This is a genomic window from Rhizobium chutanense (genome assembly GCF_002531935.1).
GTDB classification, from domain to species: Bacteria; Pseudomonadota; Alphaproteobacteria; order Rhizobiales; family Rhizobiaceae; genus Rhizobium; species Rhizobium chutanense.
This window is the reverse complement of sequence record NZ_NWSV01000033.1, coordinates 1-12,495: the sequence shown is the minus strand read 5'-3', so window position 1 is coordinate 12,495 and position 12,495 is coordinate 1. Positions and strand designations below refer to the sequence as shown.

General features: G+C 60.7%; 11 protein-coding genes and 1 pseudogene. 9 read left to right on the top strand and 3 right to left on the bottom strand.

Features of this window, described 5'->3' with window-relative positions; translation table 11 throughout:
* Positions 1 to 127 precede the first annotated feature (127 nt).
* Entirely contained in the window at positions 128 to 775 is a 648-nt protein-coding gene (locus tag CO666_RS29460) for a TetR/AcrR family transcriptional regulator (RefSeq protein WP_097615553.1), read from the bottom strand.
* 164 nt (positions 776 to 939) lie between these two features.
* On the opposite strand from CO666_RS29460, the gene CO666_RS29455 reads away from it, so the two are divergent.
* From CO666_RS29455 to CO666_RS29415, 9 genes are all read left to right on the top strand, one after another.
* Complete coding sequence (locus CO666_RS29455) at positions 940 to 1,803, top strand: EF-hand domain-containing protein (RefSeq protein ID WP_097615552.1); 864 nt, start codon at positions 940 to 942, stop codon at positions 1,801 to 1,803.
* Positions 1,804 to 2,127: 324 nt separating this feature from the next.
* Entirely contained in the window at positions 2,128 to 3,420 is a 1,293-nt protein-coding gene (locus CO666_RS29450; protein WP_097615551.1) for a flagellar hook protein FlgE, read from the top strand.
* A 13-nt stretch (positions 3,421 to 3,433) separates the two neighbouring features.
* Positions 3,434 to 4,894, top strand: a complete 1,461-nt coding sequence (flgK, locus tag CO666_RS29445; RefSeq protein ID WP_097615550.1) for a flagellar hook-associated protein FlgK — start codon at positions 3,434 to 3,436, stop codon at positions 4,892 to 4,894.
* Positions 4,895 to 4,896: 2 nt separating this feature from the next.
* The gene (locus tag CO666_RS29440) at positions 4,897 to 5,943 is read left to right on the top strand and encodes a flagellar hook-associated family protein (protein ID WP_097615549.1); all 1,047 of its coding nucleotides are present in this window, start codon (positions 4,897 to 4,899) and stop codon (positions 5,941 to 5,943) included.
* A 9-nt stretch (positions 5,944 to 5,952) separates the two neighbouring features.
* The gene (locus CO666_RS29435) at positions 5,953 to 6,327 is read left to right on the top strand and encodes a hypothetical protein (RefSeq protein WP_097615548.1); all 375 of its coding nucleotides are present in this window, start codon (positions 5,953 to 5,955) and stop codon (positions 6,325 to 6,327) included.
* Positions 6,328 to 6,513: 186 nt separating this feature from the next.
* The gene (locus tag CO666_RS29430) at positions 6,514 to 7,374 is read left to right on the top strand and encodes a DUF6502 family protein (RefSeq protein WP_097615547.1); all 861 of its coding nucleotides are present in this window, start codon (positions 6,514 to 6,516) and stop codon (positions 7,372 to 7,374) included.
* Complete coding sequence (locus CO666_RS29425; protein WP_097615546.1) at positions 7,371 to 8,444, top strand: DUF5666 domain-containing protein; 1,074 nt, start codon at positions 7,371 to 7,373, stop codon at positions 8,442 to 8,444. Before CO666_RS29430 ends, CO666_RS29425 begins: the two co-directional genes overlap by 4 nt.
* Before the next feature lie 231 nt (positions 8,445 to 8,675).
* Positions 8,676 to 8,924, top strand: coding sequence for a hypothetical protein (locus CO666_RS29420; RefSeq protein WP_097615545.1), 249 nt, complete (start codon positions 8,676 to 8,678; stop codon positions 8,922 to 8,924).
* Between the two features lie 260 nt (positions 8,925 to 9,184).
* Positions 9,185 to 11,002: a methyl-accepting chemotaxis protein gene (locus tag CO666_RS29415; protein WP_097615544.1), complete on the top strand. Its 1,818-nt coding sequence runs from the start codon at positions 9,185 to 9,187 to the stop codon at positions 11,000 to 11,002.
* Positions 11,003 to 11,156: 154 nt separating this feature from the next.
* Here the strand turns inward: CO666_RS29415 and CO666_RS29410 are convergent, their stop codons facing one another.
* Positions 11,157 to 12,194, bottom strand: a complete 1,038-nt coding sequence (locus tag CO666_RS29410) for a Gfo/Idh/MocA family protein (protein WP_097615543.1) — start codon at positions 12,192 to 12,194, stop codon at positions 11,157 to 11,159.
* An 85-nt stretch (positions 12,195 to 12,279) separates the two neighbouring features.
* A pseudogene (locus CO666_RS29405) lies at positions 12,280 to 12,495 on the bottom strand (ThuA domain-containing protein); the annotation flags it as partial.

Sequence of the window (12,495 nt, the reverse complement as noted above, 5' to 3'; positions counted from 1 at the left end):
GCAGGGATGTCGTCGCCGGTCATGGCGAAGCACAGCCACGTACATGTGGCCGAATCAATTTAAAAGAACTATACGGTTCTATAATTCATCCAATGTGGAATTGGAAGCTGAAAATTTGCGACAAACGTTAAGCCGCACCGACGCCGGCGGCAAAGATTGCGATGCAGCGCCTGAGATGGGCCAGCAGTGCCGCCCGATCGGGCCAGGCCTTGGCGCGCCCTTCCGGCGGCCCCATGCCGCCGAAGACCATATCCATCAGCATCCGGGCCCCGCTCTGAGGGTCATCAAGCGACAACTTGCCTTCCGCCCGGCGATCGCTCAGCCAGGCGGCAAGATGCTGCCGGCTGGCATTTATGCCTTCATGCTGCAGAATGTCGACGAGCTCGGGAAATTGCCCCGCTTCGCGAAAGACGAGCTGCAGGAAACCGGCGCGATCCGCATCCTTCTCCTCGTCCATGTCGATCATGAAGATGCGTTCGAGGCTCTCGACGATCGAGAGATCCTCCACAGGCCTGGGCAGATCGAGCATCATGCGCCGATGCGCGCCAACCACGGCTGCAAACAACTCTTCCTTGCTCTGGAACAGCTTGTATAGCGTCTGCTTCGAGACGCCCGCCTCGGCGGCGACGACGGCGGTCGTGCTTCCGGCATAACCGCATTGTACGAAAACGCGGCGGGCAACTTCGACGATATGCGCCCGCTTGTCCTCATCGCTGGAGACTTTCGGCCTGCCCCGCTTGCGCGGCTCATCCATGGGCTCGTCGACACCATCCATGATGATCTAGACCGCTTTACCAAGGTGCATGCCGATGATCCCCGAAAGCGGATTACGATTTCTGAGGGATGATTTTTTCGGTTGTCGCATTAGTAATTTCGATTTAGAGAACTCATAAGTTCTGTAATGCGTTGCATCCCCACCCTCATAGCGATGGAGCGCTTATGACGACCATTTCGGCCGCAACATCAATTTCTTCCTATTCCTATAGCAAGAATTCGACGTCCGCATCACAGGACATCCTATCCTGTAATACGGTTTCGGCAAAAAAATCAACCACAACCCAGCAGTCCGACGAAGACTCGACCAATAGTGCCGAGAAACTCATGGCTCAGTTGATGTCGATGGCGATGAACGGCCTCACCGGTCAGTCCGGCTCCGCCCAACAGCAGGACGGCGGCAAGGGTATGGACGCTGCGGAGCTGGACAGCGATGGCGATGGCTATGTGAGCAAGGCCGAATTCGTCGAAGCCCGGCCATCCGACGTAACGGAAGATCAGGCCGGGACGCTGTTCGACAGCTTCGACAGCGAAGGTTCCGGTTCACTGTCGGTCGATGCGCTGAGCGAGGCCATGTCCGCCCAGCAATCGCAACGTGCCGGCGGACCGCCGCCGCCCGCCGGGGATGATGAGCTTGCGTCCCTGCTCTCCGATCTCGATACGGACGGGGACGGGCTTGTGAGCAAAACCGAATTCGTCGCAGGCCGGCCGTCAGACGTCAGCGAAGACCAGGCCGGCACACTGTTCGACAGCTTCGACAGCGAAGGCGCCGGTTCACTGTCGGTCGATGCGCTGACCGAGGCCATGTCCGCCCAGCAGTCGCAACGTCCGGACGGGCCACCACCTGCCGACGATGAGCAGTCTGCATCCCTGCTCTCCGACCTCGATGCGGACGGAGACGGGCTCGTGACATTGGAAGAATTCATGGCCGGCAAGCCGGAGGACGTCACCGAAAGCCAGGCGAGCCAGCTTTTCGATCTGCTCGACACATCGGGCACCGGCTCATTGTCCACCCGCGCCACGGGCTGACGGCCGATAAGGGGCGTCGTATTGCGGTTGCTGGAGAAGCTGCAATGTGACGGCCTGAAAGCGGCCCGGCAATCGAGCCGGCAGAGCCCCGAGCCGGGCCGCTCCTGAACTGTAGAAGAATTTGAATGGTGCGCGGCAGCAGGCGCACGATATTTGCGCGCGGATGAGCCGCAGCGCCTACCGCCATCACGGGGTCAGTCCAGACAATCAGATCATCCACCGGTGCCGGCCTTTGCCCGGCGCGGCCGATGTCGTGCGCCCATCATCCGGGACCTGGCAGCCTCTCGTCACATGGCATGTTCCCAAACCTTAAAGGATCGAGCCATGAGCATTTTTGGAAGCATGAAAACCGCGGTCTCCGGCATGAGCGCCCAGGCAAACCGTCTGAGCACGGTTTCCGACAATATCGCCAACGCAAACACGGTCGGCTACAAAGCCGTTTCCACCTCGTTCTCGTCGCTGGTCCTGCCATCCTCTTCAGGCAACTATAATTCCGGCGGCGTCCAGACATCCGTGCGCCAGGCGATTTCCGAACAGGGCGACATCTCTTATACGACTTCGGATTACGACCTGGCGATATCGGGAGACGGCTTCTTCATCGTGCAAAGCGCCGACGGCACGCCGGTTCTCACCCGCGCCGGCGACTTCTCCGTCGACAGCGACGGCAATCTGGTCAACAGCGCCGGTTTCACCCTCATGGGATATTCCTATGATTCCGGCGTGCCGGCGGTTGTTGTAAACGGCTTCGACGGCTTGGTGCCGGTCAACGTAACCCAATCGGGATTGAGCGCCGTTGCTTCGACCAGCGCCTATTTCAGCGGCAACCTGAATTCCGAGGCAACCGTCGTCACCGATACGACGACGCTGCCGAGCGCCAACACGTCTGATGTCACCGACGACACGCAGAAAATGTCGCTGGTTGCCTATGACAGCCTCGGCGCTACCGTCCAATACGACTACTACTTCACCAAAACAGGCGTGACGACGGATTCCAGCGGCGCGGTCACCGGAAGCACCTGGGAGGTCGCAGTTTACCGCAATGCTGACGCAACGACCGGCGGCACGACGTCCTTCCCCTACTCCTCCGACGCCGTCAGCGTCGCCACGCTCTCCTTCGACGCCGACGGGCAGCTCACCTCCGCGACCGACACCGATATCGTCGATCCGACGACGGCACAGACGATCACCATGGACTATTCGGATTTCACCCAGCTTGCCTCCGACTTCTCGGCGACGGGCTCGGCCGACGGCCAGGCCGCAAGCGCGGTGAGCGCGGTCTCGATCGGTACGGATGGCGTGGTGTCCGTCTCCTATGCCAACGGCACGACGAAATCGCTCTATCAGATCCCGCTCGCGACCGTCGCCAGCCCCGACAACCTGACGCTGCTCAGCGGCAACGTCTACAGCGCCAACGGTCAGTCTGGCGTCACGGTTACCGGCTTTCCGCAGACGAACGGGCTCGGCTCCATTCAGTCCGGCGCTCTCGAAAGTTCGAACGTCGATCTCGCCGGCGAATTGACGGAGATGATCGAAGCGCAGCGCAGCTATACCGCCAATTCGAAGGTGTTTCAGACCGGCTCCGATATCATGGATGTCCTCGTCAATCTGAAGCGATAGAGGGGGCAGCTGAATGTCGCTCACCTCCGCCTTGAACAGCGCCCAAAGTATTTTCAACAATACGGGCCAGCAAAGCAGCGTCATCTCGACCAACATCGCCAATGTCGGAAATTCCGATTATGTGAGACGGGAGGCGTCGATCACGACGTCTCTGTCAGGCGCGCAGGTCGTCAGCATCAGCCGGGCGCAGGAAACTGCGCTGCTGGCCCAATATCTGCAGTCGAACGCCAAGGACAGTGCCCAGCAGACGCTGGTGACCGGCCTCGAAAGCCTGAAATCGCTGATGGGAGGCAACGACTACGAGACCTCGCCGAGCACCTATCTCTCGGCATTCCAGCAGGCACTGCAGACATATGCCACATCGCCGAGCAGCACGACCGCTGCGCAATCGGCCGTGACCGCCGCGCAGGATCTTGCCAATTCTCTGAATACCGCAAGCGACGGCGTCCAGTCGATCCGGGCCGATGCCGATGCGGACATCGCCACACAGGTCTCCTCGCTGAATACGCTGCTGTCACAGTTCGAGACGGCCAACAACGCAGTCAAGCTGGCGACGGCGACCGGCGCCGATACGTCCTCGGCACTCGACGAGCGTGAAAAACTCCTGAAGCAGATCTCCTCGATCGTCGGCGTCACCACCACCGTGCGCGACAACAACGACATGGCGCTCTACACCTCGGACGGCACAGTGCTGTTCGAGACCGTACCGCGCACCGTCACATACGTCCCCACAGCAACCTACGTCGCCGGAACCGAGGGCAATTCCGTCTATATCGACGGCGTGGCGCTTGACGCCGGCGAGGGATCGACGACGAGTGCCTCGGGCAGCCTGCAGGCACTGCTGCAGCTCCGCGACGAAATCGCGCCGACATTCCAGGCCCAGCTCGATGAAATTGCCAAATCCCTCGTCCAGGCCTTCTCGGAAAGCGACGGCAGCACCAGCGCGCCCGGACTTTTCGTCTGGACGACGGCGGCCGGCGCAACCGGGGGAACGCCCGATGCTTCCGACGACACGACAGGGATCGCCTCGACGATCTCCGTCAATCTTGCCGTCGTCACCAGCGAGGGCGGCGATGCGACGAAGCTGCGCGATGGAACGATCAGCGGCATCACCGATCTCAACACCGCCGGAGACAGCGGCTTCTCGGACAATCTCGACGCCCTTTATACGGCGTTGACGGAACAGCGCTCATTCTCCTCCGACGCCGGTCTCTCCACGACACAGAGCCTGACGGACTATGCCAGCTCCTCCATCGGCTGGCTGGAACAATATCGTAGCGATGCGACATCGGCCTCCGAAAACACCGCTGCGGCACTATCGCGCTCCGACGAGGCCTATTCCAACGAAGCCGGCGTCAACCTCGACGAGGAGCTGACGCTCCTTCTCGATATCGAACAATCCTACAAGGCGGCGACGAAGATCCTGAACGTCATCGACGAGATGTTCAAGTCGCTCCTCGACATAGCGAGCTAGTCATGAAAGCCTCTTTTGTCTCATCATCGGCGATGCAGAACGTCCTGCGTCTCACCATCAGCCAGTCCCAGACCAAGCTGCAGCAGGCCTCGACGGAGGCGACGACCGGAACCTACGCCGATACCGGCGTATCGCTTGGCGCCGGCACCGCAAAAACGATCAATCTCACCAGCGCCATCGACCAGGCCGCCTCGTTCCAGACGAGCAACGCCGTCGTCGAACTGCGCATGGACGCATCGCAGACCGCCCTTTCCAGCCTCAAGGATGCCGGCGACAGCCTGGTCTCCAACCTGACCGCCCTCCAGGCAAGCCAGGATACGACGAGCGTCGCCGTTGCCCTGCAGACCGCAGGCGCCACGATTTCACAACTGATCTCGACGGCGAATACGTCTGTTAACGGCGAGTTCCTGTTCGGCGGAACGAACCTCGACAGCCAGCCGCTGACCGATCAATCCTCTACGGTTACCGATACGATCGTTTCGGCACTCAGCGATTACGCAACCGGCCTTGGAAAGGACGCCAGCGATCTCACAGGTGATGAAATCGGCAGTTTCATTACCGACACGGTCGAGCCCATGTTCTCCGAAAGCAGCTGGACCGACGCTTCGAGCGGCTGGTCGACCGCATCGAGCACCGACATGACAAGCCGGATCAGTGCATCGGAAACGATCACCTCGTCGACCAACGCCAATTTCGAAGGCATGCGTTACCTGGCGCTCGCCTCCGTCGTCGTCTCATCCCTCTTCGGCCAGGATCTCAGCGCCGATGCGCAGAGCACCGTCGCATCGAAGGCGATCGGTTATGCCGCGCAGGCGACTTCGGGCATCGTGACGCAGCAGAGCGAGCTCGGTCTGTCGCAGGAGCGGGTCGAAAAAGCCAATGACGCCCTCGATGCGCAGTCGACCCTGCTTCAGGGAAAGCTCGTCGACCTCCAGGGCGTCGATACCTACGAGGCGTCGACCCTCGTCAACGAACTGCAGACGCAATTGGAAACGGCCTACACGCTCGTCTCCAAACTCCAGAGCATGAGCCTGGTCAACTATCTTTGACGGACAAAAATGAAGGAGTTCAAGCGGTTGCAAATACCTGAATTAACACGGGAGCCCAACATGAGCTGTTCCGAAATCGTCGCCGAAGCCGCCTTCGCGCTCGCCTCCGGCATCATCGATACGATCCCGTTCATCGGCAGCAAGCTGGACGAGGGGCAGGCACGCGCCTGGCCACGATCGGGTGTCTTCACCGATGACGGCGTCGAGATGACAGGCACGCCCCCTGAGATATTCGAGCTTTGTGAGCTGCTGGCAGGCCATATCGAGAAGGGCGCGGCTTTCGATGTCTTCGAGGTTTTCCACAAGATTGCTCGGATCGACCGGCTGATCGACTGGAGCCGGGGAGCGGTGCTTTCACCCGAGCCGCATCCGGTAACGCATTGACAAGAAAACAAAAAACTCGTCAGGAAGGTGGCGCGATCGCATCCTCGCCGCGACGTCGCGGCGGATATGCCGGCCTTGCACTCGGCTTGTCCATTGCAGCATTCTGGACTTTGCCATAGGGAGATAGACGGCGATTGTCGAAGGTCTGCCGACAGATGGGTCTATGAAAGACCGAGTGTGTTGTTGATGTCGAAGCCGCGCGCGAAGCTGCCCTTCTCCGAAGAGACCTTGCAGGCCATGCTCGTCCGCGTGCTGCGGCCGCTGGTCAAGCTCGCTCTCGCTTCAGGCTTCAACTTCACCGCTTTTTCCACCGTCCTTCGCCGGCTTTATATCGAGGTGGCGGAAAAGGAATTCGCGCTGCCGAACAAGCAGCAGACGGATAGCCGCATCTCGCTGCTGACGGGCATCCATCGCAAGGACGTCAACCGGCTGCGCGGACAGGCGCCTGATGCATCCTTCTTGACCGTCGGCGTTTCCCAGACGAGCCGGATCCTGGCCAGGTGGCTGGCCGATCCGCTCTATTGCGACGCGGAGGATCGGCCGACCGCCCTGCCCCGAACCTCCAGCGATGGCGGTCCGTCCTTCGAAAGCCTGGTGAGCGACATCACCAAGGACGTCCATCCCCGCTCCATCCTCGATGACTGGCTGGACAGAGGCGTCGTCATTGTCGATGAAAACGGCTGGGTCCAGCTCAACCTCTCCTCGATCGTCCCCAATGCCGGCGACGAAGCCCGCCGGCATTACTTTACCCGCAATCTTCGTGACCATGTGCAGGCGTCGGTCATGAACCTGATGAACGACCCGCCTCCTTATTTCGAACGCGCGGTTCATTACGACGGCATGTCGCCGGCGCTGGCGGCCCGGCTCGACGAGATCGCGCGCGAGGAAGGCATGGCGCTGCTCCTCAAGCTCAACAAGATCGCCCATCAGGCGATCAAAGACGATCCCGGCGGCAACAGCCGCTGGATCTCGGGCGTCTACGTCATGACCGAGGAGCGTGAGGCGGATCTTCAGGCAGAAGCCATGGGGACGGAGGCTGACGAATGAGCCCGTCGACGATCTCCAGAAGACAGTTTCTACTGGGCGGAATAGCGCTTCAGGTCCTGATGCCTGGGATGACAGCCGCGCAGCCGACAGGCACCGGCGATCACGGCATCGGCGGCTCCGGGCTTTTCATCGGCGGCGGGGAGAACGATGATCACGGGATCGGTGGAACCGGGATTGTCGGAACGATCCAGGGCTTTGGCAGCATCATCGTCAACAATATCCACATACCGTTCAACGCGACGACACCGGTCGAGATCGACGGCCGGCGCGTTCCGGCGAGCGCGATGAAGATCGGTCATGTCGCCCGGGTGCTTTTGACGGGAAAACGCGCCGCCCGCATCACGATCGTCAGCGAAGTCCAGGGCCGTATCGACCGTATGGACAAGACCGGGATAAGAATACTTTCGCAAACCGTCGACACATCAGGTTTGGCAACGAAGGGCCTGCGGAAAGGCAAGCGGGTTGCGGTATTCGGCATCCGTAAACCTGACGGCACGATCATTGCCCGGCGTATCGAGCCCCGCTCCGTTTCCGATGGCGCCCATATCCGCGGCGTCCCCGTCAAGAGCGGCAATCGGGTGCTGATCGGCGGCCTTTCACTTGGAAGCACGCATGGCTACCTCGCCGGCAAGCAAACGCTGGTGCGTCTCAAGGCGGTCGCCGATCGATTGATCATTACGCGCATTCAGACCGAACCCGTGGTACCGGGCTTGAAACGCGGCATCGTCAATGTCGAGACGTTCCGGCCCACCGACAGAGGCCAAGCCGGCTCGGGACCGGCGGGTTCGGTGCCTTCCGGCTCGATGCCGCCGTCGCCCGATGGTCATGGCTTCGTCGATATGGGCGTGCGGGATTCGAGCAGGATGACGGGCTTCCCGGGAGGACCCGGTCCGGATGGGTTCGGTTCTCACCCGCCCCACGGCCCCGGGGATGGACCGCGGCCCGATCATTCGCCTTTCGGCAGAGGCCGGCCAGATGGAGATTTTCCGGACCCGAACAGACAAGGCCCGCCATCCGGCCCTGGCGGCCGTCCCCCGGGGCCACCGCCCGGGGGGCCGGGCCCGCACTGAAAGCACAATCAGCCATGTTGACAAATGGGAAATTTTCCCATTTTATGGTCTTTGCGAATCTCGTTTGGGTTACCTCAAGAGGGGTTTGCCGATTGGCTAACGGGTTCGCCCCACGCCCGCTAGCCAATCGTTTTGATTTTCAGCCGTTTTCAGTCGAACCGTGTGCACGAGTCAAAAGACCCCGACAGGCGCCGTCCGAATAGCTCGTCACCGTTCAAAAGGATTCAGAAATTGCTTTTGCTGGAACGCGAACCGGATATTTCGATCGAGATGGACGAACCGACCGTCGTTGCAACCTGGGAAAACCGCGCGCAAATCATCGACATCATGAACAGCGCGCTGCACATGAGCCACGAATTCCAACTTCTTTGGAATAGCAGCGGCGAAACGGGCCGGCTCAGCCAGGACGATACGGATAGATTGGTCGAGCTGCTGCAAGAGATCAGCGACCTCAATGAAATGTTGATGCGGTTGGCCTGAGCAGCTCCGGCTGAGGGACAATTTACACCCGATCGCAACCGTCCCTCGGCAAATTACCAAACCCGTCCGCCCGGATTTCGGTTCTAATTTTGACAATTCATCAACCACCCCAATTTTGGACGGTACCTTTAGGCTCCAAAGACCGGCTAAGCCTCCATTCTCAAAAGAATTAACCATATTTCAGCGTTCTTCCGAAATAATGCGGTACGTAGATCAGGCCTTCCGATGTGGAAAGGCCCCAAGTTATTTGGAGAAAAGCCGTGGCATTTACTATTGCCCGCAGCCTGGTGGCATTTGGTGTCGCCGTTTCAGCAGGCCTTTTCATGTCGATCGGATTGCAGCAATCCGCGCTCGAACGGCTGAAAGTCAACGGTCCGGTTTACGAGCAGGTCGTTTACGGCAAGGATCTGATCGCCGATATTCTGCCGCCGCCGCTGTTCGTGGTCGAATCCTACATGCTCTCCTTCGAGGCGAGCAAATTTCCCGAGCTCACCGACGCCAACCTCGCCAAGATCGCCAATCTGAAGGCTGCCTACGACGACCGTCGCGCCTATTGGAAAACCACCCGGCTGCCGCAGACTTTGAAGGACGAGCTGGAAAACGATGTGCTGGCCAAGGGCGATGTCTTCTGGGACGTGATGAACCGTCAGATCATCCCGGCCTTGAATGCGAGGGATGAAGACAAGGCCCATGGTGCGATCGAGCAACTGCGGGTCGCCTTTCATTCGCACCAGGACGCGGTCGAGAAACTCGTCGCCAATTCCGACGCCTTCCTGAAGGGCGAGGAGCACAATGCCGCCTCGGAAATCGTCACCTGGACGATCTATGCGGGCGCTGCGGGCTTCGGATCGTTCGGCCTGCTGCTGGTCGGACTCTACCTTCTGCGCCGCCGGGCAATCTTGCCGCTCGACGGCATGAAGGCCTATATGGGCAACCTCGCCGAAGGCGATTTCTCCACCGATGTTCCCTATGCCAACCGTTCCGACGAGATCGGCGCCATGTCCAAGGCCGTGGCGGTCTTCCGCCGCAACGCGCTGGAACGGCAGGAGGCGCAGACGCGCGAGACGGCGCGTCGTGATGCGGAATTCGAGCGCGAACGCAGCCAGCTGGCCGAAAAGGCCACCGAGGAGCAGATCCGCGAAACGGTGATCGATCAGCTGACCTATGGCCTGGACCAACTTTCGACCGGCAAGCTCGATTGCCGGATTACGACGCCCTTCGCCGCCACCTACGAAACTTTGCGGGCGAAGTTCAATGACAGCATGGACGCGCTTTCCGCTTCGATGGCCGAAATCGCCCAAACCTCCAAACAGGTGGGCAGCTCCTCGGCCGACATTACCGGCGCAACCGAGAGCCTCGCGGCGCGTACCGAACAGCAAGCCGCGATGCTCGAAGAGGCCACAACCGCGCTCAGCGAGATGAATGCCAAGGCGAAAGACGCCTCCAACCACGCCGGCAAGGCGACCGGCATGATGGCCGAGACGCGCAACAGCGCCGAACATTCGGCGGCCGTGGTTCGCGAAGCGATCGCAGCGATGGAAAGGATCGAAGGCTCGTCCTCGCAGATCGGCGACATCGTCAACGTCATCGACGAAATCGCCTTCCAGACCAATCTTCTGGCGCTCAATGCCGGGGTTGAAGCCGCCCGCGCCGGCGAAGCGGGCAAGGGTTTTGCCGTGGTGGCACAGGAAGTGCGCGAACTCGCCATGCGTTCGGCCAACGCCGCCAAGGAAATCCGGGCGCTGATTTCCACCTCCTCGGCCCAGGTTTCCACCGGCGTGGAACTCGTCAACCGCACCGGGAAGGCGCTTCTGGAAATCGAAGGACAGGTCGAGCAGGTCGCCGGTCTGATCGCCCGGATCGTTTCGGTGTCGTCCGAGCAGGCGGTCGCGATCAGCGAGATCAATGCCTCCGTCAACGCCCTGGATCAGGTGACGCAACACAACGCGACGATGGCCGTGGAAACCGCCTCGGCCTGCCGCGCGCTCGGCGCTCAAACACAGACATTGGAAGGCGTCGTCAGGCGCTTTCAGGTCGATGCAGCGGGCAGCATGTCCAGGCCGCGTCAAGCCGCTTGACCTGTGGTCGGCGGGCGCGGCCGAACTCCTTGCCTGTCACGCGCCGGCCGGCCTTGATCCCGGAACCTGGGGAGCCTTTCGGCGCTCATCCGGAAAGAGGCTGCGCAGTTGGTAAGGAGCTGCGGAGGCGACACTCAGCCGGACCCGCCTCCGCCTAAAGCTCGGTCAGAGCCCCGGCAGTCTTGACTGCATGATCAAGAACGAATTGCAGCTTCGCGGCGTGAGCGAAACCCGGCTCATCCGGCTTCCCTCCCCGCACGGCGTTCGCAAATCGCCGGAAATTGGTGATGACAGGTTCGACCTCGATCTTGCGCCAGATCGCCTTGTCGGCGTCGGCGCCTTCGCAGGCCCTGAGTGTCGAACCTTCAGGCGTATGCACCACCTCCAACGCCCCCTTGTCTCCATGCAGGCGCAGGCGCAATTCGTTCAGATGACCGGTCGCCCAGCGCGTGGCGTGGATGACGCCAGCCGCGCCGTTTTCAAGCTCGGCCATCATCAGGAAACTGTCATTGGCATCGAGATCATAATCCCCGATCCGGTTGCCGGGGCTTTTGTCGAAAACCTTGAGATGCGAGGCGGCGGCCTTGACGTCGCTTCCGGCGGCAAAGACCGCGAAGTCGAGAATGTGGATACCGACATCGCCCAGCACGCCGTTGGAGCCGTGTTTCGTCGACAGCCGCCAGAGCCATTGCGACTCCTTTGTCCAGTCACCCCAGGCCTTGGAGACCAGCCAGCTCTGCAGATACGAGGCTTCGAAATGGCGGATGGCGCCGAGACGGCCGTCCAGCACCATCTTTCTCGCCGCCTGAAGCGGCGCCACATTGCGATAGGTAAGGTTGACCATCGTAACCTTGCCGGATGCCGCCGCGGCATCGGCCATCTCCTTGGCTTCGCGGTAGTTGACCGCAAGCGGCTTCTCGCAGAGGACATGCTTGCCGGCGGCGAGTATCTTCATCGTCGTGGAATAGTGCGCTCGATCCGGCGTGACATTGGTCACGGCGTCAAACTCTCCCCAGGCAAGGGCGTCATCGAGCGACGTGAAAGTCAGCGGGATATCATGCCTGAGCGCGAACGCCCGCAGCCGGACTTCGTCCGGATCGACAGCGGCAACAATTTTCACGTCGGCCATTTCCGAAAAATTCATGGCGTGGGTGTTTGCCCATCCCCCGGTTCCGAGAATGATCAAGCGCATTTTCGTCCTCATGGTTGTTTATCGAAACGTTAGCAGCCCAAACTGCAAGATCGGCGATAGCGCGCCCGAGAATTGTTTCAGTTCCTCAGCGATAACCGGCCTCGCCGGCCTGGTGCAGTTTCGGGCCGCGCTCGACGATCGGCTCCAGTGCTTTTTCTACCGGCACATTTGGAGCGTCGGTGATGCCAGTCAACGCTCCATGAGGGTTATAGGCCCACTTGACACCGTTGATCAGCACCTTTTGCACGGTGGCGTCATGATAGGTCGGATAGGTCTCGTGGCCGGGGCGGAAATAGAAGAT